This is a genomic window from Modestobacter versicolor (assembly GCF_014195485.1).
GTDB lineage: Bacteria > Actinomycetota > Actinomycetes > Mycobacteriales > Geodermatophilaceae > Modestobacter > Modestobacter versicolor.
Genome location: NZ_JACIBU010000001.1, coordinates 3,639,434 through 3,659,889, shown reverse-complemented (window position 1 = coordinate 3,659,889; position 20,456 = coordinate 3,639,434). Strand labels below are relative to the sequence as shown.

20 protein-coding genes are annotated in these 20,456 nt (G+C 74.1%); 6 read left to right on the top strand and 14 right to left on the bottom strand.

Translation table 11 applies throughout. The features are described 5' to 3' along the window. Positions 1-104: 104 nt before the first annotated feature. On the bottom strand, positions 105-1,727 hold the full coding sequence (locus tag FHX36_RS24035; RefSeq protein ID WP_110551074.1) for a GMC family oxidoreductase: 1,623 nt from the start codon (positions 1,725-1,727) through the stop codon (positions 105-107). Then, a complete protein-coding gene (locus FHX36_RS17870) occupies positions 1,724-2,602 on the bottom strand; it encodes an MBL fold metallo-hydrolase (RefSeq protein WP_110551075.1) in 879 nt (292 codons plus the stop codon). Before FHX36_RS17870 ends, FHX36_RS24035 begins: the two co-directional genes overlap by 4 nt. Positions 2,603-2,720: 118 nt before the next feature. Between FHX36_RS17870 and FHX36_RS17865 the strand changes: the two genes are divergently transcribed. Further along, entirely contained in the window at positions 2,721-3,248 is a 528-nt protein-coding gene (locus FHX36_RS17865) for a hypothetical protein (RefSeq protein ID WP_110551076.1), read from the top strand. 75 nt (positions 3,249-3,323) lie between these two features. Beyond that, positions 3,324-3,881, top strand: a complete 558-nt coding sequence (locus FHX36_RS17860) for a hypothetical protein (RefSeq protein ID WP_110551077.1) — start codon at positions 3,324-3,326, stop codon at positions 3,879-3,881. Between the two features lie 58 nt (positions 3,882-3,939). Here FHX36_RS17860 and FHX36_RS17855 read toward each other — a convergent pair whose 3' ends face one another. From FHX36_RS17855 to FHX36_RS17840, 4 genes are all read right to left on the bottom strand, one after another. Next, on the bottom strand, positions 3,940-5,241 hold the full coding sequence (locus FHX36_RS17855; protein WP_110551078.1) for a M23 family metallopeptidase: 1,302 nt from the start codon (positions 5,239-5,241) through the stop codon (positions 3,940-3,942). A gap of 104 nt (positions 5,242-5,345) precedes the next feature. Next, entirely contained in the window at positions 5,346-6,155 is an 810-nt protein-coding gene (locus FHX36_RS17850) for an ATP-binding cassette domain-containing protein (RefSeq protein WP_110551079.1), read from the bottom strand. Continuing rightward, positions 6,152-7,213 (bottom strand): ABC transporter permease, encoded by a 1,062-nt coding sequence (locus FHX36_RS17845; protein ID WP_110551080.1) that lies wholly within the window; start codon positions 7,211-7,213, stop codon positions 6,152-6,154. Before FHX36_RS17845 ends, FHX36_RS17850 begins: the two co-directional genes overlap by 4 nt. Before the next feature lie 16 nt (positions 7,214-7,229). Further along, entirely contained in the window at positions 7,230-8,219 is a 990-nt protein-coding gene (locus FHX36_RS17840; RefSeq protein ID WP_110551081.1) for a sugar ABC transporter substrate-binding protein, read from the bottom strand. A gap of 285 nt (positions 8,220-8,504) precedes the next feature. Here FHX36_RS17840 and FHX36_RS17835 point away from each other — a divergent pair, with 285 nt between their 5' ends. Together FHX36_RS17835 and FHX36_RS17830 are read left to right on the top strand one after the other, a co-directional pair. Then, positions 8,505-9,560, top strand: a complete 1,056-nt coding sequence (locus FHX36_RS17835) for a Glu/Leu/Phe/Val family dehydrogenase (protein ID WP_110551082.1) — start codon at positions 8,505-8,507, stop codon at positions 9,558-9,560. A gap of 197 nt (positions 9,561-9,757) precedes the next feature. Beyond that, complete coding sequence (locus FHX36_RS17830; RefSeq protein WP_110551083.1) at positions 9,758-9,970, top strand: DUF3073 domain-containing protein; 213 nt, start codon at positions 9,758-9,760, stop codon at positions 9,968-9,970. A gap of 331 nt (positions 9,971-10,301) precedes the next feature. Here the strand turns inward: FHX36_RS17830 and purM are convergent, their stop codons facing one another. The 4 genes from purM to FHX36_RS17810 all read right to left on the bottom strand — a co-directional run bounded on the left by purM (position 10,302) and on the right by FHX36_RS17810 (position 14,772). After that, complete coding sequence (purM, locus tag FHX36_RS17825; RefSeq protein ID WP_110551084.1) at positions 10,302-11,360, bottom strand: phosphoribosylformylglycinamidine cyclo-ligase; 1,059 nt, start codon at positions 11,358-11,360, stop codon at positions 10,302-10,304. A 73-nt stretch (positions 11,361-11,433) separates the two neighbouring features. Further along, positions 11,434-12,993, bottom strand: coding sequence for an amidophosphoribosyltransferase (gene purF / locus FHX36_RS17820; RefSeq protein WP_110551085.1), 1,560 nt, complete (start codon positions 12,991-12,993; stop codon positions 11,434-11,436). 82 nt (positions 12,994-13,075) lie between these two features. Further along, a complete protein-coding gene (locus tag FHX36_RS17815; RefSeq protein ID WP_110551086.1) occupies positions 13,076-13,684 on the bottom strand; it encodes an MBL fold metallo-hydrolase in 609 nt (202 codons plus the stop codon). Continuing rightward, a complete protein-coding gene (locus FHX36_RS17810; RefSeq protein WP_110551095.1) occupies positions 13,681-14,772 on the bottom strand; it encodes an S-(hydroxymethyl)mycothiol dehydrogenase in 1,092 nt (363 codons plus the stop codon). The genes FHX36_RS17815 and FHX36_RS17810 overlap by 4 nt, the downstream gene beginning before the upstream one ends. Before the next feature lie 249 nt (positions 14,773-15,021). Here FHX36_RS17810 and FHX36_RS17805 point away from each other — a divergent pair, with 249 nt between their 5' ends. Both FHX36_RS17805 and FHX36_RS23645 read left to right on the top strand, forming a co-directional pair. Next, positions 15,022-16,440 (top strand): OFA family MFS transporter, encoded by a 1,419-nt coding sequence (locus FHX36_RS17805; RefSeq protein ID WP_110551087.1) that lies wholly within the window; start codon positions 15,022-15,024, stop codon positions 16,438-16,440. Further along, on the top strand, positions 16,437-16,562 hold the full coding sequence (locus tag FHX36_RS23645; protein ID WP_258372612.1) for an MFS transporter small subunit: 126 nt from the start codon (positions 16,437-16,439) through the stop codon (positions 16,560-16,562). The genes FHX36_RS17805 and FHX36_RS23645 overlap by 4 nt, the downstream gene beginning before the upstream one ends. 61 nt (positions 16,563-16,623) lie before the next feature. Here FHX36_RS23645 and FHX36_RS17800 read toward each other — a convergent pair whose 3' ends face one another. The 4 genes from FHX36_RS17800 to purS are packed head-to-tail and all read right to left on the bottom strand — an operon-like array spanning position 16,624 to position 20,264. Next, positions 16,624-17,013, bottom strand: coding sequence for a sterol carrier family protein (locus FHX36_RS17800; protein ID WP_110551088.1), 390 nt, complete (start codon positions 17,011-17,013; stop codon positions 16,624-16,626). A 1-nt stretch (position 17,014) separates the two neighbouring features. Further along, on the bottom strand, positions 17,015-19,342 hold the full coding sequence (gene purL / locus FHX36_RS17795; RefSeq protein WP_220035829.1) for a phosphoribosylformylglycinamidine synthase subunit PurL: 2,328 nt from the start codon (positions 19,340-19,342) through the stop codon (positions 17,015-17,017). Beyond that, positions 19,339-20,013 carry a phosphoribosylformylglycinamidine synthase subunit PurQ gene (gene purQ, locus FHX36_RS17790; protein WP_110551089.1) on the bottom strand — a complete coding sequence of 225 codons (675 nt, stop codon included), beginning with the start codon at positions 20,011-20,013 and terminating at the stop codon, positions 19,339-19,341. Before purQ ends, purL begins: the two co-directional genes overlap by 4 nt. Positions 20,014-20,024: 11 nt before the next feature. After that, a complete protein-coding gene (gene purS, locus FHX36_RS17785) occupies positions 20,025-20,264 on the bottom strand; it encodes a phosphoribosylformylglycinamidine synthase subunit PurS (protein ID WP_110551090.1) in 240 nt (79 codons plus the stop codon). Between the last annotated feature and the right edge of the window lie 192 nt (positions 20,265-20,456).

The following is a 20,456-nucleotide window of genomic DNA, read 5'->3' as shown; positions in this document are numbered from 1 at the left end:
GATACGACCCGCGCACGTCCGAGGTGCGCTCCCCCGCTGCAACGGCACCCGGACGGACGACGGACCGGCTCTCCGCGCGCCCCGGGCGGAGCGTCGCAGCGGGGTCACCAGAGCTCGGCGGCCCGCTCGCCGATCATCACCGCGGTGGCCGCCGGCCCGCGCGAGGTCACCTGCGGCATGACCGAGGTGTCCACCACCCGCAGCCCCTCGACGCCGCGGACCCGCAGCCGCTGGTCGACCACGGCCCCGGGGTCGCTCTCCGGCCCCATCCGCGCGCTGCCGGCCAGGTGGATGGCGGTGGCCAGGTGCCGGCGGGTCCACCGGTCGAGCTCCCGGTCGTCGGCCAGCACCTCGTCGGGCAGCCCGGTGCGCTCGGCGACCAGCGGGGCGAACGCCGCCGTCCGCAGCAGCTCGGCCGCCAGCCGGACCCCCTCGCGCAGCCGGCGCCGGTCGGCGGCCTCGGTCAGGTACCGGTGCTCGATCCGCGGCTGCACCCCGGGGTCGGCGCTGGTGAGGGTCAGCCGGCCGCGGCTCTCCTCCTGCTGCAGGGCCACCGCCAGGTAGAGGTCGTCCCGCCGGCGGGCCTGGTCGAGCAGCCGGTGCAGCGACGCGCCGCGCAGCGCGCGCAGCGTGCCCGCCGAACGGCGCACCGCCTCCCCCACCCCGGCCAGCGGCCCGCCCGACGACCGGTCCAGCAGCACCTTGGAGAACGGCTTGAGCCAGGGCATCACCTCCAGGTCGGCGACCTGCCCCGACCCGGTGGCCGCGGTGTTGAGCGCGGTGGCCAGCGGCAGCATCCCGCGGGGGGTGGGCAGCCGGCGGCCGGGCTGCCAGGTCACGTAGAGGTCGGGGTGGTCGGTGAACTCCGCGCCCACCCCGGGGGCGTCGACCAGCACCGGCACCCCGGCCGCCCGCAGCTGCTCGGCCGGGCCGATCCCGGAGAGCATCAGCAGGTGCGGCGTCGCGACCGCGCCGGCGGCGAGCACCACCTCGCCGGCCCGGACGACGCCGTCCGCGGTCTGCACGCCCACGGCACGGCCGCCCTCCACCACCACCCGGGTGACCCGGGTGCCGCCCCGGACGGTGAGCAGCGGCGAGCCGCGCCGGGGCGAGAGGTAGGCCATCGCCGCGTTGACCCGCACCCCGTCGGCGACGTTGAGCGGGATCGGGCCGTGCCCGGCCGGGCCGCCGGCGTTCTTGTCCGGCTCGGCCGGGAAGCCCAGCTCCTCGCAGGCGGCGGCGAACGCGTCGGGGACCGGGTGGTCGGGCCGGCTGCGGCGCACCGGCACCGGCCCGTCGGTCCCGTGCCCCGGCCGGTGCCCGAAGTCGGCGTCGGCCTCGGACCGGCAGAAGGCGGGCAGCACCGCCGCGGCCGACCACAGGTCGTTGCCGGCGGCGGCCCAGCCGTCGAAGTCGGCCGGGGCGCCGCGGACGAAGTAGCTGCCGTTGATCGCGCTGGAGCCGCCGAGCACCCGGCCGCGGACCACCGGGTAGCTGACGTCCTCCGCCAGCTGGGCGGTGTAGCTCCAGTTCGCCGGGTGGCCGGGGGTGGCGGCGCCCAGGGTCGCGGCGTCGCGGAGGGTCGCCGGGAAGTCGGCCGGCTGCGGGTGGTCCGCACCGGCCTCCAGCACGAGCACCCGCCGGCCGGCGTCGACCAGCCGGGCGGCGAGCGCGCACCCGGAGGAGCCGGCGCCGACCACCACGACGTCCCACTCCTCGGTGCTCACCCGGGGCCGGCCAGCGCGACGGCGTCACCGGCGCGGGGCGCCACCCGGCCCTCGGCGACCAGCTTGGCCAGCGTGGCCCGGGTCGACTGGGCGGCGGCCGGCCACAGCGCCTGCGGGACGGCGGCGTACACCTCGGCCACCAGCTCGTCGACGGTGCGGGGGCCCGCGGCGAGACCGGCGAGCAGCTGCTCCTCCCGGAACGCCCGGTGGGCGAGGTAGAAGTCCAGCACCGCCGTGGGGTCGACGGTCAGCTCCGGCCCGTGACCGCAGTACAGCGCCGCCGGGCCCAGGTCGTGCACCCGTCGCAGCGACTCCAGGTAGGCCACCACGTCGCCCTCGGGGTGGGTCACCACCGACGTCCCCCGGCCCAGCACGTGGTCCCCGACCAGCACCGCGCCGGACTCCAGCCGGAACGCCAGGTGGTCGGCGGTGTGCCCGGGGGTGCCGACGACGCCGATCGTCGTCCCGGCCAGGCGCAGCTGCTCCCCCGGCGCGAGCACCCGGCCCGCCGGCCCCGCGACGTGCGCGGCGGCCGCGGCGACCGGGGCACCGAAGCGGGCACCCCACGGCTGCGCCGCCTCGGCGTGGTCGCCGTGGTGGTGGGTGACCAGCACGGCCACCACCCGGGCGTCCCGGGCGGCCAGCACGCCCTCGACGGCGGCCAGGTGCGCGGCGTCCGCCGGCCCCGGGTCGACGACGACGGCCTGCCCGCTGCCGGGCTCGCCGACGACGTAGGTGTTGGTGCCGTCCAGGGTCATCCCCGAGGGGTTGGGGGCCAGCACCCGGGCGACGAGGGGCTCGAGCTCCGCGGTGCGCGGCATGCCGCCCGGGACCGGCAGGTCCCACCCCGAGCGCGGGTCCACCGGTGCGTTCACCGGGGGGACGCTAGCCGTCCGCGGCCCGGCCGGCTGCGGTACGCCGGCAGTCACCGACACGGGTGAGGACGGCGGCCGATCGGGCGCCGCCACCGCTGCGGACGCTAGCGTCCTGGTCATGCGAGCACCCGCGACCCTGCTGAAGGGCGGCCTCTCCGCCGCCGCCGCCCTGCTCCTGCTCACCGCCTGCGGCGGTTCCGACGACGAGCAGTCCGAGGCGTCCACGAGCTCCTCCAGTTCGTCCAGCTCCAGCTCCAGCTCCAGCTCCGCCGCCACCTCCGCCGGCGGCGGCGGCGGCTCCGCCGACGAGGACGTGCAGGCCTTCTGCACCGAGGCCGAGGCGGCCTTCACCCAGCTCAGCGACACCCTGGACGCCGCCGGCGCCAGCCCGGCCGACCTGCCGGCCGCGCTGGACACCGCCGTCACCGCCATCGGCCAGATCGAGGCGCCCGCCGAGATCAGCGCCGACTGGGCGGCGTCGCAGCAGGCCCTCGCCGGGCTGCGCGACGCGGTCAACAGCGTGGACCTCACCACCCCGGAGGGGCAGGCCGCCGTGGAGCAGGCGGTCACCGACCTGGGCGCCCAGGCCGGTGACGCGCAGACCAACGTCGACGCCTACATCACGGCGAACTGCGAGAACGCCTGACCTGCACGCCCCGACGACGGCCCGGACCCACCACACGGCGGAGCCGGGCCGTCGCGGGCAGTTAGCGTGGTGCCCATGCGTGCACCCGCCACCCTGCTGAAGGCAGGTCTGTCCGCCGCCGCCGCGGTCGTGCTGCTCACCGCCTGCGGCGGCTCCGACGAGGAGCCGTCGGCCCGGGCCGGCTCGTCGGGCTCCGGCAGCTCCAGCAGCTCCAGCTCGGCCGCCGCCGGGTCGACCGCGCCCAGCTCGAGCGACGCCCCCGCCGGGGGCAGCGCCTCCAGCGAGCAGGTCGCCGCCTTCTGCAGCCAGGCCGTGACGCTCGAGGAGTCGGTCAACGCCAGCGTCGAGCAGGCCGCCAGCGATCCCACCCAGCTCGGCCCCGCGCTCCAGCGGCTGGCCGACCAGTACGCCGCCGTCGAGGCGCCGCCCGAGGTCGCCGGCGACTGGGGCACCCTGGTCGACGGCATCCAGCAGCTGGCCGGCGCGGCCTCCGACATCGACGTCACCGACCCGGCGGCCGCCGGGCAGCTGCAGGCCTCGCTGGGCGGGCTCGAGGAGCAGCTCACCACCGCCACGGCCGGCATCGGCACCTACGCCGCGGCCAACTGCGGCGCCGCGGCGCCCTCGAGCTGACCCATCCCCCGACGACGACGGCCCGGCACCTCCGCGAGGAGGCGCCGGGCCGTCGGTGTCAGCAGCGGCTGATCGAGATCCCGCGGGCCCGGAGCCACGGCACCGGGTCGACCTGGCCGCTGTACATGGCGCCGTTCGGGTGCACCTCGAAGTGCAGGTGCGGACCGGTCGACTGGCCGCGGTTGCCCACCTCGGCGATCTGCTCGCCGGCCGAGACCCGCTCCCCGGCGCTCACGTAGTACTCGTTGACGTGCCCGTAGACGGTGACCGCCCCGTCGTCGCCCCGGATGTAGACGGCGTAGCCGAACCCGGTCGCGGTGCCGGCGCGCTGGACGACGCCGGACGCCGCGGCGTAGACGGGGGTGCCGATCGGGGCGGCGATGTCGACGCCGAAGTGGGTCACGCCCCAGCGGGCGCCGAAGCAGCTGGTCGTCACGCCCCGGGCCGGCCGCACGTAGCCCTGCCCGCCGGTGTCCGCCTGCTCCTCCGCGGCGGCCTGCGCCCGGGCCCGCTCCTCGGCCTGCCGGGCGGCGGCCTCCTCGGCGGCCTTCTGCGCCAGCCAGGCCTGGTAGGCGTCCCGGGCCCCCTGCAGCTCCAGCAGCCGCACCTGGGCGGCCTGCAGCTGCTGCTCCAGGGCCGCCTTCTGCGCGGTGACCTGGGCGACGGCGGCCTGCTGGTTGGCGACCTGGGCCTCGGCCTCCGCCTTCGCCGAGGCGGCGGCCGCCTCGGTGGCCACCTTCTCGGCGCGGGCCGCCTGGGCGGCGGCGTCCGCGGCCGCCTGCTGCTGCTGGGCGGCCTCGAGCAGGCCGAGGACGTCGACCTGGTGGTCGGCGACGTAGTCCAGCAGCGCGGCCTTGCGCACCAGCTCGCCCGGGCCCTCGGCGTCCAGCAGGGCCATCTCGCCGGCCAGCGTGGCGCCGTTCATGTAGCTGTCCCGGGAGAAGTCGGCGATCCGCAGCTGGGCCTGGGCGACCGCGTCGGCGGCCGCCTGCAGGTCGCGCGCCGTCTGCTCCGCGGCGGACTCGGCCGCCAGCCGGGCCTCCTCGGCGAGCAGGTAGGCGGTGCCGGCCGCCTCGGCCTGCACCTGCACCTGCTCCAGCTGCGACTGGGCCGCCGCGACGAGCCCGGCGATCCGGCCCACCTCGGCGGCGGCCGCGTCCTGGGCCACCCGGGCGTCGCCGAGCTGCTGGTCGCTGGGGTTCTCCGGGGCAGCGAGCGCCACGCCGCCACCGGCCAGCACCGCACCGGCCACCACGGTGGCGAGGGCTGCGGCGAGCAGCCGGGACGGGCGTCGGGGCACGGCGGGCCTCCGGCTCCGGCGCGCGAGCACCGGTGACGGGCGCAGCGGGTGCTGCGACATGGTCGCTCCCTGGGGAAGAGGGATGGACGGGTGAGCTCAGCCAGAGTCGCACTCGCACCGTGAGTCACAAAGACAACACGCGGCGCAACCACAACACGAACCGGTCACCGACCGGTGGGGCGCTCCAGCTCCTCGGCGAGCTCGGTCAGCTCGTCACCGCCGGCCATCATCGTGGTCAACTCCTCGCGGGACAGCTCGCCCTTGGCGAAGTCGCCCATGCTGCGGCCACGGTTGAGCAGCAGGAACCGGTCGCCCACCGGGTGGGCGTGGTGCGGGTTGTGCGTGATGAAGACGACCCCGAGACCACGGTCCCGCGCCTGCGCGATGTAGCGCAAGACCACGCCGGCCTGCTTCACGCCCAGCGCCGAGGTCGGCTCGTCGAGGATCAGCACCCGAGCACCGAAGTGCACGGCCCGGGCGATCGCGACCGACTGCCGCTCTCCGCCGGACAGCGTGCCCACGGGCTGGTCGGGGTCGCGGATGTCGATGCCCATCGCGGCCAGCTCGCGGCGGGTGACGTCCTTGGCCGTGGCGCTGTCGAAGCGCCGGAACGGGCCCCAGCCGGTCGTCGGCTCCGACCCGAGGAAGAAGTTCCGCCAGATGGCCATCAGCGGGATCATCGCCAGGTCCTGGAAGACCGTCGCGATCCCGGCGTCCAGCGCCTCCCGCGGGGCGTCGAACTCGACCGGCCGGCCGTCGAGCAGCAGCTCGCCCCGGGTCGGGCGGTGCACGCCGGAGAGCACCTTGATCAGCGTCGACTTGCCCGCGCCGTTGTCGCCGAGCACGCAGGTGACCTGACCGGCCCGCACGGTGGTGGAGATGTCGTCCAGCGCGATGACCGAGCCGAAGTCCTTGCCGATGCCGCGCAGCTCGAGCAGGGGTGCGTCGTCGGACCGGCCCACCGCGGTGCTCATCGCCGGGCCGCCTCGGCGTAGCGGCGGACCAGCCGGTTGGTGAGCACCGCGAGCAGCAGCATCGCCCCGAGGAAGAAGTAGAACCAGTCGGCGTCCCAGTCCAGGTAGACGATCCCCTGCTGGGTCATCCCGAAGACCAGCGCACCCAGCGCCGCCCCGATCGCCGAGCCGAACCCACCGGTGAGCAGGCACCCGCCGATGACGGCCGCGACGATGTAGATCAGCTCCTGACCGGTGCCGGTGTTGGCCTGCACCGAGGTCAGCCGGACGGCGGTGATCGAGCCGACCAGCCAGGCCGCGGCCGCCGTCGTCATGAACAGCGTGATCGTCGTCCGCCGGGCCGGGACGCCGACGTTGCGGCTGGCGACCTCGTCACCGCCGGTGGCGAAGACCCAGTTGCCGAAGCGGGTGCGCAGCAGCACCCAGCTGGCGACGGCGGTGGCCAGCAGCCACCACACGATCGCCACCCGGAACGGCTGCCCGAACACGTTGATCGTGGAGGCCAGCAGCAGTTCCGCCGAGTGGTAGCCGGGGGCCTCGGCGATGCCGCGGACGACGACCGTGCCGGTGAACAGCTTGGTCAGGCCGAGGTTCAGGCCCTGCAGCATCAGGAAGGTGCCCAGCGTGATGATGAAGCTGGGCAGGCCGGTGCGGGTGACCAGCCAGCCGTTGGCGAAGCCGATGGCCAGGGCCAGCACCAGCGCCGCCCCGATCGCCACCCAGATGTTCTGGTCCAGCTCGGTGGCCACGATGCCGACGGTCAGCGCGGTCGTGCCGGTCAGCACGCCGGCGGAGAGGTCGAAGTGCCCGCCGATCATCAGCAGCGCGACCGCGACCGCCATGATGCCCAGCGTCGAGGCGACGTCCAGCCAGTTCGCGATCCCGCTCAGCCCGCGGAAGACGTCGGACTGGGCGGAGAAGAACGCCAGGATGACGACGGCGCCGATCAGCGACCCGAGCTCGGGCTTGACCAGCAGCCGGCGCCAGATGCCGACGGCGGCGAGCCGCTCGTCGGCACGCACCGGCCGCTCGACCGGCGCCTCCCGGGTGGCACTCATGGGTTCTCCAGCCTCGTCAGCGGGTGCCCGCGGAGGCGAGGTCGGCGATCTCGTCGACGTTGGTCGAGTCGACGATCCCCGGACCGGTCAGCACCGGCTGACCACCACCGACGGTGTTCAGGTTCTGCGCGTAGAGCTTCAGCATCACGATCGGCAGGTAGCCCTGCTCGTACTGCTGCTGGTCGACGGCGAAGGAGATCGAGCCGTCCTGGATCGCGGAGATCACGTCGCCATTGAGGTCGAAGGTGGCGATCTCGGCCTCGGAGCCGGCGTCGGAGGCCGCCGCGGCGGCGACCGAGGCGACGCCGGAGTTCAGCGTGAGCACGGCGTCGATGGTCGGGTCGCTCTGCAGCTGCGAGGTGATCGTCGACTGCGCGGCCTGCAGGTCGTTGATGTCGACCTGCAGCAGCCGCACCTCGCTGCCCAGCCCCTGGGAGGCGCCGTCGCAGCGCTGCTCGAGCCCGATGTTGCCGGCCTCGTGGACGACGCAGAGCACGTTCGTCGCGCCGTCCTGGGCGAGCCGCTGGCCGGCGCCCTGCCCGGCGATCGCCTCGTCCTGGCCGACGTGCCCGATGGCACCGAACTGCGCCGACTGCTCGGCGCCGGAGTTGATCGTGATGACCGGGATGCCCGCGGCGACCGCGGCCTCGACCGAGTCCTGCAGGGCGTCGGGGTTGGCCATCGAGACGACGATGCCGTCGACGTCCTGGTTCACCGCGGCCTGGACGAGCTGCGACTGGCGCTGCGGGTCGCCGTCGCTCTGGTAGTCGACGCTCACGCCCAGGTCCTCGCCGGCGGCCTCGGCGCCCTTCTGCACGACGTCCCAGAAGGCGTCGCCGGCGGAGCCGTGGGTGACGACGGCGAAGCTGAGGTCGCCGTCGGCGGCAGCACTGCCGCCGCTGTCGCCCCCGCCACCGTCGCCGGAGCCGGAGTCGTCGGTGGAGCAGGCGCTGAGCAGCAGGGGGGCTGCCAGGGCGAGCGCGAGCAGCCGGGTGCGTCGGGCCATCGTCGGGTGTCCTCCTGTGTCCACGGCGCAGCGCTGCCCCGCCGGTCTCCTCCTCCGGGGTGGCCCTCGTGTCAGAGCCCACCCGCAGGGGAGTGTGCGGCACCGGGCTGACCCGGCGCCTGTCGTCAGCCCCTGATCATGCCTGGCCCGAGCCGGAACACCGCCATCCGCCTCCGGAGCGATACCAGCTCGTTGTCGTCGGCCACCCATCCGGAGGGCCGCGGCTGTGCTGCGCGCACCAGTCACCGCCCCTCCGCCGCGCCTAGGCTGCCGACCGTGGACGTGATGGCCTCCGGGCACGAACAGGTCGTCTTCTGCTCCGACCCCGAGTCGGGACTGCGCGCGGTGATCGCGGTCTACTCGACGGCGTTGGGTCCGGCACTGGGCGGCACGCGCTTCTTCCCCTACGCCTCGGAGGAGGCGGCGGTGACCGACGCCCTCGCGCTCTCCCGCGCGATGGCCTACAAGAACAGCCTCGCCGGGCTCGACCTGGGCGGCGGCAAGGCGGTGATCATCGGCGACCCGCGGACCGACAAGACCGAGGCGCTGCTGCGCGCCTACGGCCGGTTCGTCGAGGCGCTCGGCGGCCGCTACCTGACCGCCTGCGACGTCGGCACCTACAACGCCGACCTGGACGTCGTGGCGCGGGAGACCCGGTTCGCCCACGGCCGCTCCGAGGTCTACGGCGGCTGCGGCGACTCCTCGGTGCTCACCGCCTTCGGCGTCTTCCAGGGCATGCGCGCCGCCGCCCAGCACCGCTGGGGCAAGCCCACGCTGGCCGGGCGCACCGTCGCCGTCGCCGGGGTGGGCAAGGTCGGGTCGCACCTGGTCGACCGGCTGGTGGAGGACGGCGCCGACGTCGTCGTCACCGACGTGGACGCCGCCGCGGTGGACCGGCTGCTGGCCCGGCACCCGCAGGCCCGCGCGGTCGCCGACACCGCGACCCTGGTGCGCACGCCGCACGACGTCTACGCCCCCTGCGCGCTGGGCGGTGCGCTGGACGACGAGACCGTCGCGGTGCTGCCCGCCGAGATCGTCTGCGGCGGGGCGAACAACCAGCTGGCCCACGAGGGCACCGCGCAGCTGCTCGAGGACCGCGGCGTGCTGTACGCGCCCGACTACCTGGTCAACGCCGGCGGCGTCATCCAGGTCGAGGACGAGCGGCACGGCTTCTCCTTCGCCCGGGCCGAGGCGAAGGCCACGACCATCTTCGACGTGGCGGTGCGGGTCTTCGCCGCGGCCGAGTCCGAGGGCGTCTCCCCCGCCGTCGCCGCCGACCGGCTCGCCGAGGAGCGGATGCGCTCGGTGGGGCGGCTGGCGACCATCCGGCTGCCGCGATGAGGCCCGCCGGAGGCCCTCAGGGTGAGACCCCGGTCACCTGACACCTCCGGACGGGGGGGCTCAGGGGTGCGACGCGTGCCCGTGACCGATCCGTGTCGTAAGCTCGCTCCAGGACACAGTCACTCAGTCGGGGTCGCCACACGGGCCGTCCAGCCCAGTGCTGGACGACCCGCACTCCGTCACGAGGGGGTCGAGCCATGGGGCGCGGCCGAGCGAAGGCCAAGCAGACACGCGTGGCCCGTGAGCTCAAGTACAGCTCACCCAACACCGACCTCACGGCCCTCCAGCGTGAGCTCGCTGGTCAGCCGTCGTCGTTCCCCAGCCGGGGTCCGAAGGACGACGACGAGGACGACCCGTTGGCCACGTGGTCACAGGACGACGAGGACGACGACTGGGCAGCCAGCCGTTGACCTGGGCCTGACGGCTCAGCACTCCTCACACGAACGCACCGCTGCTCCCCTCTGGGGGCGGCGGTGCTGTCGTGCGCTGGGGACCCTTTGCCCCCGCACGGGAGCCGATCCGTGCGGTCCCCCCGGCCTTGACCTGGTGAAGGACGTCGGTCCCCGCTCCGCCCTCGCCAGCAGAGCCGTCTCCAGCAGAGCCGTCTCCAGCAGAGCCGTCTCCAGCAGAGCCGTCTCCAGCAGAGCCGTCTCCAGCAGAGTCGTCTCCAGCAGAGTCGAGCTCTGCCCACCACTGTGGGCAGAGCTCGACTTCCGACGGACCCTCACCACGACGGCGAGGTCAGCGGTAGGTGCCGACCAGCCGGGCCGCGGGCTCGCCGTCGGTGGCCCCGATCGTGCCGGCGACCCACGAGGGCACGCCGCGCTCGGTGAGCAGGGCGACCGCACGGTCGGCCTGCTCCGGGGCGACGGCGGCGACCATCCCGACGCCGCAGTTGAACGCCCGCTCGGACTCGGTGCGCGGCACGCCGTGCTCCTCGAACAGCCGCACGGCCGCCGGAAGCGCCCAGCTGCTGCGGTCCAGCACGGCCTCGAGGCCGGGCGGGACGACGCGGGCGGTGTTGCCGGCCAGCCCGCCGCCGGTGATGTGCGCGAAGGCGTGCACCGTCTCCACGCCGAGCTCGCGCACCAGCGCCAGGCAGTCCAGGGCGTAGATCCGGGTCGGCTCGAGCAGCGCGTCGCCCAGCGGCCGGTCCAGCCCGGCCGGGGTGGCGGCCAGGTCGAGGCCGGCCCGGTCGACCACCCGGCGCACCAGCGAGTAGCCGTTGGAGTGGAACCCCGACGACGCCATGGCCACCACGACGTCGCCCTCGCGCACCCGCTCCGGCCCCAGGACGGCGTCGGCCTCCACGACCCCCACCGCGGTGGCGGCCAGGTCGTACTCGTCGGCGTCCATCAGGTCGCCGTGCTCGGCGGTCTCGCCGCCGACCAGGGCCGCCCCGGCCTGGGTGCAGCCGGCCGCGATGCCGGTGACGATCGCGGCGATCCGCTCCGGCACCACCCGACCGCAGGCCACGTAGTCCTGCAGGAACAGCGGCTCCGCACCGCAGGCAACCAGGTCGTCGACGACCATCGCGACCAGGTCGATGCCGACCGTGTCGTGCCGGTCGAGCGCCCGGGCCAGCGCGATCTTGGTGCCGACGCCGTCGGTCGAGGAGGCCAGGAGCGGCTTGCGGTACTTCGCGGTGTCCAGCGCGAACAGGCCGGCGAAGCCGCCGAGCCCGCCGACGACCTCCGGGCGGTTGGTCTTCTCCACCGCCGCCCGCATCAGCGTGACCGCGCGCTCACCGGCGTCGATGTCGACGCCGGACGCCGCGTAGGTGAACTCGCCGTCGGTCATCGGCTCGACTCCGCGCTCGTTCCGCTCCTCGGTCGCTGGCGCTCCCTGCGGTGCTCGCTCGCTGTCGTCTCGGTCACGGGCGCGCCAGCGCCTCGGCCGCGCCCCCCGGCACGGTCGCACTGCCGGCCTGCTGACCGGTCCAGCCGCTGACCGCGACCTGCTCCTCGCCGATCGCCCGGCGGCCGATGCCCTCGAGCACGTGCTTGCCGAGGACCTCCGGCTCGCCCAGCGGGATCGGGTACTGCCCGGTGAAGCAGGCGGTGCACAGCCGGTTGGCCGGCTGCTCGGTCGCGGCGATGAGGCCCTGCTCCGAGACGTAGCCCAGCGAGTCGGCGTTGATCGAGGCGCGGACGCCGTCGATGTCCAGCCCGTTGGCGACCAGCTCGGCGCGGCTGGCGAAGTCGATGCCGTAGAAGCACGGCCACTTCACCGGCGGCGAGGCGATCCGCACGTGCACCTCGAGCGCGCCGGCCTCGCGCAGCATCCGGATGAGCGCGCGCTGGGTGTTGCCGCGGACGATCGAGTCGTCGACGACGACCAGCCGCTTGCCGCGGATGACGTCGCGCAGCGGGTTGAGCTTCAGCCGGATGCCCAGCTGCCGGATGGTCTGGCTCGGCTGGATGAAGGTGCGCCCGACGTAGGAGTTCTTCACCAGGCCCAGGCCGTAGGGGATGCCGGAGGCCTCGGCGTAGCCGACGGCGGCCGGGGTGCCGGACTCGGGCACCGGGATGACGAGGTCGGCGTCGACCGGGTGCTCCTTGGCGAGCCGGCGGCCGATCTCGACGCGGGCGGCGTGCACCGTGCGGCCGGAGATCGTGGTGTCCGGCCGGGCGAGGTAGACGTACTCGAACACGCAGCCCTTGGGCTGGGCGACCGCGAAGTGCTGGCTGCGCAGCCCGTCCTCGTCGATGGCGATGAGCTCGCCCGGCTCGACCTCGCGCACGAAGGAGGCGCCGCAGATGTCCAGGGCGGCGGTCTCGCTGGCGACCACCCAGCCGCGCTCGAGCCGGCCGAGCACCAGCGGGCGCACGCCCTGCGGGTCACGCGCGGCGTAGAGCGTGTGCTCGTCCATGAAGGTGAGGCTGAACGCACCGCGCAGCCGCGGCAGCACCTCCATCGCGGCGGCCTCGACGGACATGTCCGGCTTGGCGGCGATCAGCGAGGTGATCAGGTCGGAGTCGGTGGTCGCGGCGAACGCCCCGGCCACGCCCTCGTCCGCGGCGGCGCTGGCCAGCTCCGCGGTGTTGACCAGGTTCCCGTTGTGGCAGAGCGCCAGGCCGGTGCCGGCACCCGTGGTGCGGAACGTCGGCTGGGCGTTCTCCCAGGTGGAGGCGCCGGTCGTGGAGTACCGGGTGTGCCCCACCGCGATGTGACCGCGCAGGCTGCCCAGGGTGGCCTCGTCGAAGACCTGGCTCACCAGGCCCAGGTCCTTGTAGACCACGACGGAGGAGCCGTCGGACACCGCGATGCCGGCCGCCTCCTGACCGCGGTGCTGGAGGGCGTACAGGCCGAAATAGGTCAGCTTCGAGACCTCTTCACCCGGGGCCCAGACCCCGAAGACGCCACAGGCGTCCTGGGGACCAGGGGAATGGGGGTCGAGGTCGTGCGTCAGCCGTCCGTCACCGCGAGGCACCCCACGAGACTACCGGCTGCGCGCCGCCTCCCGGGGTGGCCCCGCTCACCCCAGGAGGACGACGTCGTCCGGAAAGCCCAGCTCAGTGGATGTTCGCGGTCTCCGCGGCGATCGTCGTGTCGTCGCCGTGCCCGGTGTGCACCACGGTGTCGCCGTGCAGGCTCATCAGCCGCGCGTTGATCGAGGTCAGGATGGTCGGCTTGTCGCTGTAGGACCGGCCGGTCGCGCCGGGGCCGCCGCAGAACAGCGTGTCGCCGGTGAACACCGTGCGCAGGTCGGCGGCGTGCAGGCAGGTGCTGCCCGGTGAGTGGCCCGGGGTGTGCAGCGCCTCCAGCGTCGTGCCGGCGACCTTGAACCGGGCGTGGTCGGCGAGCTCGCCGTCCGGGCTGGCGTCCGGGTGCACGACGTCCCAGAGCATCCGGTCGGCCGGGTGGAACCAGATCGGCGCGTCGACGGCGTCCCGCAGGGCCACCGCTGCGGTGATGTGGTCGTTGTGCCCGTGGGTGAGCACGATCGCCCGCACCTTCCGCCCGCCCACCGCCGCGACGATCGGGGCGGCGTGGTGCGGCGCGTCGATGACCAGCACCTCGTCGTCGTCGCCGACCAGCCAGACGTTGTTGTCGACGTCGAAGTCCTGGCCGTCGAGGCTGAAGACGCCGCTGACGACGACCTTGTCGATGCGCGCTGTCACTTGTCGAACACCACCACGGAGCGCAGGACCTCGCCGGCGTGCATCTTCTCGAACGCGCTCTCCACGGCGTCCAGGCTGATCGTCTCGGACACGAAGGCGTCCAGGTCGAACCGGCCCTGCAGGTAGAGGTCGATCAGCATCGGGAAGTCGCGGCTGGGCAGGCAGTCGCCGTACCAGGAGGACTTGAGCGCACCACCGCGGCCGAACACCTCGATCATCGGGAGGGTGACCTCCATGGTCGGGTTCGGCACGCCGACCAGGACGACGGTGCCGGCCAGGTCGCGGGAGTAGAACGCCTGCTCGTACACCGCCGGGTGGCCCACCGCGTCGATGGCGACGTCGACCCCGAAGCCGCCGGTCAGCTCCCGGATCCGGGCGACCGCGTCGGTCTCCTTGGAGTTGACCGTGTGGGTGGCGCCCATCCCCCGGGCCCACTCCAGCTTCCGGTCGTCGATGTCGACGGCGATGATCGTGCTGGCGCCGGCCAGCCGGGAGCCCGCGATCGCGGCGTCACCGACCCCGCCGCAGCCGAAGACGGCCACCGACTGCCCGCGGGTGACCCCACCGGTGTTGATCGCCGCGCCGACACCGGCCATCACCCCGCAGCCCAGCAGGCCCGCGGCGGTCGCCGGGGCGGCCGGGTCGACCTTGGTGCACTGGCCGGAGTGGACCAGCGTCTTCTCGACGAACGCGCCGATGCCCAGCGCCGGGGAGAGCTCGGTGCCGTCGGCCAGCGTCATCTTCTGCGCGGCGTTGTGCGTGGCGAAGCAGTACCAGGGCTTGCCGGCGGAGCAGGCGCGGCACTGACCGCAGACGGCGCGCCAGTTCAGGATCACGAAGTCGCCCACCGCGACGTTGGTGACGCCCTCACCGACCGCGGACACCACCCCGGCGGCCTCGTGGCCGAGCAGGAACGGGAACTCGTCGTTGATCCCGCCCTCGCGGTAGTGCAGGTCGGTGTGGCAGACCCCGCAGGCCTGCACGTCCACGACCGCCTCCCCCGGACCCGGGTCGGGGACGATGACGGTCTCGATCGTGACCGGAGCACCCTTGCTGAGGGCGACGACGCCCTTGACCTCGTACGGCATGCCCACACCCTAGGGACCCCGCACGCGGACCGCGCTCCGCTCCCGCACCGTGGAAGCGAGCGAGACGCCACCGTGCGGAATGCAACGAAATGGTCTCGGCACGACCCCGTCGGGTGGTGCTTGAGGGGCGGGATACGTCACACCGTCGTACCGTCCGACCGGCCGCGGCGCAGCTCACAGGGAAGTGACAGCCGCGCGGCTGGCTGCGTCCGACCGGCCGCGCCGTCACGTCACCTCGGAGGTCGTTCCGTGGCAGTACCCAGCTTCCTCGCCCGGGAGCGCATCATCGCGAAGCCCGGCTTCAACCGGTGGCTCATCCCACCGGCGGCGCTCGCCGTGCACCTGTGCATCGGGCAGGCCTACGCGACCAGCGTCTACAAGACCGCCCTGGTCGCGGACTTCGAGTCGAGCCTGACCGCGATCGGCATCGTCTTCTCGATCGCCATCGTGATGCTCGGTCTCTCCGCCGCGCTCTTCGGCACCTGGGTGGACCGCAACGGCCCCCGCGCCGCGATGTTCACCGCGGCCTGCTTCTGGTCGGTCGGCTTCTTCGTCGGCTCGGCCGGCATCGCCACCGACCAGCTGTGGCTGCTGTACCTGGGCTACGGCGTCATCGGCGGCATCGGCCTGGGCATCGGCTACATCTCGCCGGTCTCCACGCTGATCAAGTGGTTCCCGGACCGCCCGGGCCTGGCCACCGGCATGGCGATCATGGGCTTCGGCGGTGGCGCGCTCATCGCCACCCCGCTGTCCCGCCAGCTGATGGGCTGGTACGACTCCGACTACGTGGCCAGCGGCCCGGCCGCGAACCTCGCCAGCGGTGACGCGGTCGCCAAGCTGTTCCTGACCTTCGGCGTCGTCTACCTGGCCTTCATGATGTTCGGCGCCTTCATCGTCCGGGTGCCGGCCGAGGGCTGGAAGCCCGCCGGCTTCGACCCGGCGACGGTCAAGGCGAAGGCGCTGGTCACCACCAACAGCGTCTCGGCCGCCAACGCGATCAAGACCCCGCAGTTCTGGCTGCTGTGGATCGTGCTGTTCTGCAACGTGACCGCCGGCATCGGCATCCTCGAGCAGGCGGCCCCGATGATCCAGGACTTCTTCCGCGAGGGTGACACCTCCACGGTGGCCGCCACCGCGGCCGCCGGGTTCGTCGGCGTGCTCTCCCTGTTCAACATGGCCGGCCGGTTCGTCTGGTCCTCGACCTCGGACTACATCGGCCGCAAGCCGATCTACATGGTCTACCTGGGCGTCGGCCTGGTGCTCTACGTCCTGCTCGCCACCGTCGGCAGCAGCGCGACCTGGCTGTTCGTGATCCTCGCCGCGCTGATCCTGTCCTTCTACGGCGGCGGGTTCGCCACCATCCCGGCCTACCTGCGCGACCTGTTCGGCACCTACCAGGTCGGCGCCATCCACGGCCGGCTGCTGACCGCGTGGGCGGCCGCCGGCGTGGCCGGCCCGCTGATCGTCAACCGGGTCCTGGACACCCAGGGCGAGCCCGGCAGCCTGGTCGCCGGTGACTACCGGCCGGCGCTGTTCATCATGGTCGGCCTGCTCGCCGTGGGCTTCGTGGCCAACCTGCTGGTCAAGCCCGTCGCCAGCAAGTGGCACGAGGCCAAGGCCGACGCCATCTTCACCGAGACGACCCCGGAAGCGAGTGCCACGCGATGACCGAGCAGCAGCAGTCCACCACCCCCGTCGGCCTGATCGCCTTCGCCTGGGCCCTGGTGGGCGTCCCCCTGGCCTACGGCCTCTACCAGACGGTCAAGACGGCCAGCTCGCTCTTCGGCTGACCCGACCGCGCAACGCGCAGCGCCCCCTCCGCCCCCGGGCAGAGGGGGCGCTGTCGTTCCGTCAGCTCCCGCGCAGCGGCCGCAACGGCAGGTGCTCGGAGAGGTCCGCGCGGTTGCCGCTGGCGACGACCTTCCCCGCCGCCACGGCCTCGGCCCAGCTGATCGAGCCCCCGGCCAGCCGCAGCCAGGTGGCCGCGTCGGTCTCCACCACGTTGGGCGGGGTGCCCCGGGTGTGCCGCGGCCCGGGCACGCACTGGACGGCGACGAACGGCGGCACCCGCAGCTCCACCGAGCGGCCGGGCACCTGCTGGGACAGCCAGCGGGCCGAGGTCTTCACCGCCGCACCGAGCACCGCCCGGGCCGGCTGCTCGCCCTCCCCCGCCAGCCACGGCACGGTCGGGGCGAGCGCGGCCCGCAGGTCCTCGGCCGAGATCGGTGCGACCCCGGCCATCTCAGCTGGTCGGGACGGTGCCCGCGGGGACGCTGCCGACGGCGACCTCGGGGCTGCCGAACAGCGCCGGCAGGGTCGCCGTCCACGCCTCGCGCAGCTCGGCCAGCTGCAGCTCGAGCAGCCCGTCCAGGACCAGGGCGTCGCCGCCCGTCGTCCCCAGCTCGGTGACCGGCACGCCCGCCGCCTCGGCCGCGGACCGCACCGCGGCCGGGTCGGCGGTGGTGACGACGACGCGGGCCACGGACTCGCCGAACAGCGCCGCCGTCGGGTCGCCGGGCACGGTCAGCCGGGCGCCGACGCCGTACCGCAGCGCCGACTCGGTGAGCGCCTGGGCCAGGCCGCCGTCGGCGAGGTCGTGCGCGGAGCTGACCAGGCCGTCGGCGGCGAACCCGGCCAGCAGCTCGCCCAGCGCCCGCTCGGCGGGCAGGTCCAGCCGGGGCGGGAGCCCGCCGAGGTGGCCGTGCACGACCGCGGCCCACGCCGAGCCGCCCAGCTCCGGCCGGCTCTCGCCCAGCAGCAGCACGGCCTCGCCCTCGGCCCGCCAGCCGGTGGGCACCCGGCGGCGGACGTCGTCGTGGATGCCGAGCACGCCGATGACCGGGGTCGGGTTGATCGCCGTCTCGCCGGTCTGGTTGTAGAGGCTGACGTTGCCGCCGGTGACCGGCAGGCCGAGCTCGCGGCAGCCGTCGGCGAGCCCGCGGACGGCCTCGGCGAACTGCCACATGACCTCGGGCTCCTCCGGGGAGCCGAAGTTCAGGCAGTTGGTGACCGCCAGCGGCCGCGCGCCGGTGACGGCGACGTTGCGGTAGGCCTCGGCGAGGTTGAGCTGGGCACCGGTGTAGGGGTCCAGCCGGGCGTAGCGGGCGTTGCCGTCCAGCGCCAGGGCGATGCCGCGGTTGCTGCTCTCGTCGATCCGCAGGACGCCGGCGTCCTCGGGCTGGGCGAGCACGGTGTTGCCGCGGACGTAGCGGTCGTACTGCTCGGTGACCCAGGTCTTGTCGGCGCCGTCCGGGCTGGACACGACCGCCAGCCAGTCGGCCCGCAGGTCGGCCGAGGACGACGGCGGGGCGTCGGCCTGCAGCGCGTCCAGGTCGGCCGGGCGGCTCATCGGGCGCTCGTACACCGGGCCCTCGAGGGCGACGGTGCGCGGCGGGACGTCGACGATCCGCTCGCCGTGCCAGTCGATGGTGAGCCGGTCGCCGTCGGTGACCTCACCGATGACGGTGGCCAGCACGTCCCACTTGCGGCAGACGGCGAGGAACTCCTCGACCTTCCCCGGCTCGACGATGGCGCACATCCGCTCCTGCGACTCGCTCATCAGGATCTCGGCGGGCGTGAGCGTGCTGTCGCGCAGCGGGACGGCGTCCAGGTCGATCGACATGCCCCCGGAGCCGGCCGCGGCCAGCTCGCTGGTGGCGCAGGAGATTCCGGCGCCGCCCAGGTCCTGGATGCCGGTGACCAGGTCGGCGGCGAAGATCTCCAGGCACGCCTCGATCAGCAGCTTCTCGGTGAACGGGTCGCCCACCTGCACCGCCGGGCGCTTGGCCGGGCCCTCGGCGTCGAAGGTCTCCGAGGCCAGCACCGAGACCCCGCCGATGCCGTCGCCACCGGTGCGGGCACCGAAGAGCACCACCTTGTTGCCGGTGCCCTCGGCCTTGGCCAGCCGGACGTCCTCGTGCCGCATGACGCCGACGCAGAGCGCGTTGACCAGCGGGTTGCCCGCGTAGCAGTCGTCGAAGAGCAGCTCGCCGCCGATGTTGGGCAGGCCCAGGCAGTTGCCGTAGCCGCCGACGCCGGCCACCACGCCGGGCAGCACCCGGGCGGTGTCCGGGGCGTCGGCGCGGCCGAAGCGGAGGGAGTCCATGACCGCGACCGGGCGGGCGCCCATGGTGAGGATGTCGCGGACGATGCCGCCGACCCCGGTGGCCGCACCCTGGTAGGGCTCGACGTAGCTGGGGTGGTTGTGCGACTCGACCTTGAAGGTGACCGCGTAGCCCTCGCCCACGTCGACGACGCCGGCGTTCTCGCCCATGCCGACCAGCAGCGCGTCGCTCTTCGGCAGGTCGCCGAAGCGGCGCAGGTGCACCCGGGAGGACTTGTAGGAGCAGTGCTCGCTCCACATGACCGAGTACATGGCCAGCTCGGCGGTGGTCGGCCGGCGGCCGAGGATCTCGCGGATCCGGGCGTACTCGTCGTCCTTGAGGCCCAGCTCGGCGAAGGGCTGCTGCTCGTCGGGGGTCTGCCCGGCCCGGTCGACGGTGTCCAGCTGCGGCATCACCCGGGCGGCGTGGTCGGCGGGGCCGTCGTCGACGCGCTCGGTGGTGGTCACGCGGCACCCACCAGGCTGGTCAGCACCGAGGTGAAGAAGCCCAGGCCGTCGGTGCTCGGACCGGTGAGGTCCTCGACCGCGTGCTCCGGGTGCGGCATCAGCCCGACGACCCGGCCGTCGGCGCTGGTCACCCCGGCGATGTCGCGCGAGCTGCCGTTGGGGTTGCCGCCGACGTAGCGCACGACCACCCGCCCCTCGCCCTCGAGCCGGTCGAGGTCGGCGTCGGCGGCGACGTAGCGGCCCTCGCCGTTCTTCACCGGGACGACGATCCTCTGGCCCTGGGTGAACGACGAGGTCCACGCGGTGTCGGCCCGCTCGACGAGCAGCCCCTGGTCGCGGTTGCGGAAGTGGAGGTGGCTGTTGCGGGTGAGCGCACCGGGCAGCAGCCCGGCCTCGCACAGCACCTGGAAGCCGTTGCAGATGCCCAGCACCGGCAGGCCGGTGCGGGCCGCGGCCACGACGTCGGCCATCAGCGGCGAGCGGGCGGCGATGGCGCCGGCCCGCAGGTAGTCGCCGTAGGAGAACCCGCCGGGGAGGACGACGGCGTCGACGGCGCGCAGGTCGTGGTCGCCGTGCCAGAGGGAGACGGGTTCGGCGCCGGCGAGCCGCACCGCACGTGCGGCGTCGACGTCGTCCAGGGAACCCGGGAAGGTGATGACACCGATGCGCACGGAGGACTCTCTCAGTCGGTGGGGAGGTGCAGCTCGACGTCTTCGATGACGGGGTTGGCCAGCAGCGTCTCGGCGATGCTCCGCAGCTCCGCCTCGTCGGGGTCGCCCTCGACCTCGATCACGAAGTGCTTGCCCTGGCGGACACTGCGGATGCCGGAGTGGCCGAGCCGGCCGAGCGCGCCGAGGACGGCCTGCCCCTGCGGATCGGAGATCTCTGGCTTCAGGACGACGTCGACGACCACCTCTGGCACGGCGACGAGGGTACCGGCACCACGGAGGTGCCCGGCACGGCGCGGTCCCGGATGATCAGTTGCACGCAACGCGACGACCAGGGGTGCCGTGCGTCGCTCACCCGGACGGGTGCACCTGGCGCCGCGTTGCGCTCGACAACCCGCACGCGCTGCCGATGATGTGCGGGACGAGATCGCTCGGATCCCGGGCAA

Bases quoted from the DNA above. Each gene is read 5' to 3' on its own strand.
- FHX36_RS17855 (WP_110551078.1), bottom strand. From the start codon at position 5,241: ATGTCGCAGCACCCGCTGCGCCCGTCACCGGTGCTCGCGCGCCGGAGC.
- FHX36_RS17840 (WP_110551081.1), bottom strand. From the start codon at position 8,219: ATGGCCCGACGCACCCGGCTGCTCGCGCTCGCCCTGGCAGCCCCCCTG.
- FHX36_RS17865 (WP_110551076.1), top strand. From the start codon at position 2,721: ATGCGAGCACCCGCGACCCTGCTGAAGGGCGGCCTCTCCGCCGCCGCC.
- FHX36_RS17810 (WP_110551095.1), bottom strand. From the start codon at position 14,772: ATGCCGTACGAGGTCAAGGGCGTCGTCGCCCTCAGCAAGGGTGCTCCG.
- FHX36_RS17845 (WP_110551080.1), bottom strand. From the start codon at position 7,213: ATGAGTGCCACCCGGGAGGCGCCGGTCGAGCGGCCGGTGCGTGCCGAC.
- FHX36_RS23645 (WP_258372612.1), top strand. From the start codon at position 16,437: ATGACCGAGCAGCAGCAGTCCACCACCCCCGTCGGCCTGATCGCCTTC.
- FHX36_RS17860 (WP_110551077.1), top strand. From the start codon at position 3,324: ATGCGTGCACCCGCCACCCTGCTGAAGGCAGGTCTGTCCGCCGCCGCC.
- FHX36_RS17835 (WP_110551082.1), top strand. From the start codon at position 8,505: ATGGCCTCCGGGCACGAACAGGTCGTCTTCTGCTCCGACCCCGAGTCG.
- FHX36_RS17830 (WP_110551083.1), top strand. From the start codon at position 9,758: ATGGGGCGCGGCCGAGCGAAGGCCAAGCAGACACGCGTGGCCCGTGAG.
- FHX36_RS17800 (WP_110551088.1), bottom strand. From the start codon at position 17,013: ATGGCCGGGGTCGCACCGATCTCGGCCGAGGACCTGCGGGCCGCGCTC.
- purM (WP_110551084.1), bottom strand. From the start codon at position 11,360: ATGACCGACGGCGAGTTCACCTACGCGGCGTCCGGCGTCGACATCGAC.
- FHX36_RS17850 (WP_110551079.1), bottom strand. From the start codon at position 6,155: ATGAGCACCGCGGTGGGCCGGTCCGACGACGCACCCCTGCTCGAGCTG.